This window comes from Gemmiger formicilis (assembly GCF_016901605.1).
GTDB lineage: Bacteria > Bacillota > Clostridia > Oscillospirales > Ruminococcaceae > Gemmiger > Gemmiger formicilis_B.
Window position 1 is genome coordinate 1 of the sequence record NZ_JACJKP010000294.1, and the last position, 1,788, is coordinate 1,788.

The 1,788-nt window shown below is 45.2% G+C and carries 3 protein-coding genes; all 3 read left to right on the forward strand.

The features are described from left to right. Positions 1-646: site-specific integrase (locus H6B10_RS14305; protein ID WP_204652214.1), on the forward strand; the 646-nt coding region annotated here is incomplete at its 5' end. Between the two features lie 138 nt (positions 647-784). Further along, entirely contained in the window at positions 785-1,471 is a 687-nt protein-coding gene (locus tag H6B10_RS14310) for an SHOCT domain-containing protein (RefSeq protein ID WP_204652215.1), read from the forward strand. Positions 1,472-1,545: 74 nt separating this feature from the next. Further along, a complete protein-coding gene (locus H6B10_RS14315) occupies positions 1,546-1,749 on the forward strand; it encodes a hypothetical protein (protein ID WP_204652216.1) in 204 nt (67 codons plus the stop codon). The last annotated feature ends 39 nt before the right edge of the window (positions 1,750-1,788 follow it).

The window sequence follows — 1,788 nt, forward strand, 5'->3', positions numbered from 1 at the left end:
AGGCGTGCGCAAAGAGCGCCCGGTGGCCGACGAGGAAACGGTGCAGAAGCTGATCGCCGCTCTGGAAACACAAAGCATGAAATATGAAGTGTACTTCAAACTGGTACTGGCCACAGGGATGCGCCGCGGCGAAGCCTGCGGATTACGCTGGTCTGACATTGACTGGAGGCACCGGACCATCCATGTGCAGCGGACGGTGGTCAAACTCAGCGGGCAGAAGATCTTCACCAAGGAGCCGAAAACTACAAGCGGCAACCGGAGGGTGTACATCAGCAAAGAGATGTGCAAGCTGTTGAAAACGTGGAAGCAGGAATGTGCCTGGCAGACGGAACAGGCAGAAGGGCAGATCCTGACCGAAGATGATTACCTCTTCCGGCAGCCGGGCGGCGATCCCATGGTACCCACAACCTTTACCTTCCGCTTCAAGAAAATCCTCAAGGAAAATGGGCTGCCTCAAAACTTATCTGTCCACAGCCTGCGCCATACCAACGCCAGCCTACTCATTGCCCAGGGCGTGGATGTCCGCACCGTTGCGGGGCTTCTTGGTCATTCCCAGCCCAGTACCACACTGGACATCTATGCCCACGCCTTTGATAAAACCAAGCGAGAGGCACAGGAAAAGCTGGGAAAGGTGATGGGGTTGTAAGAATGATAACACTAACGGACAAAATATTGATAATAATAAATATTTTTAAACATGAGGTGTGACTTAAAAAATTGTGCTATAATCAAGAAGGCTCAATACAGTATTGGTTTTCAAATAAATAGAGAGGACGATACTTATATGACTACTAGGGATCTTGCTCGAGATTATCAACTAAATCAAGTACAGCTTGAAACTATCATTTTGCAGAATGAAATGCCTCATCAAAATGGGTTCGGATACCTAATAATCGATGATGACAATGTGGACTTTCTGCTGGAACTATACTATAAACAACACGATGACGAAAAACGGAATGAAAATGAAAGTAATTTTACTATTGATACCTATAAGTCTGCTGCACCAAAAGGTGCGGTTTATCGTATTGAGGGTGCCAGAGGTAGAAAAATCGATATTTATCCAAACAAGTGCGTAATCACTGTCGGTGTGACAGTCGGGTCTGTAATAAGCAACAATGCAACCGATGGCGAAAAGACAATTTACTTCTGTGATTGTATTGGGTTACAGGTTAAGAAGCCTGGCCTTACATTAGGGTATCTCCAATTTGAAACAGCAGCCTCTACTTCAAACAATATTGCAAGTAACTTTTTTAACGAAAATACCTTTACTTACGATAAATCACAAATCAATGACTATTGTATGCACATTGTTATCGAGTATGTAAAACAGCAGCTCGAACAAGTAAAAGCACTCGCAATGCCGTCTATTGCTGACGAGTTGTTAAAACTTAAGAAGTTGCTTGACTGTGGAATTTTGTCAGAAGAAGAATTTAAAAAGCAAAAAGATAAACTATTAGGTATATGCTAAATGAAAAGCGTTCGCTTTTTTGGGCTTATTCTAGAAAAGCCACTTGATACAAACCCAACAAACGAGCCCGTGTGGTGAGCATCAACGCTCGGGTCGATAAGGTAGTCTACTGCTGCGACGCCCCCAGCCGTGAGGCCTTTCTGGCCCGCGACCGGCATCTGGTGAACGGCTCGGCCTACTGCATCGGTTACTGTACAAGATCCACCGGTGGTACGGCGTATACACTGCGGTATGCGGAAAAGCAGGGATTGCGGATATGGAATCTGGCCGAAAGATAAAACCAATCTTCCCATAAAAACAAAAACTGATAAAATAGC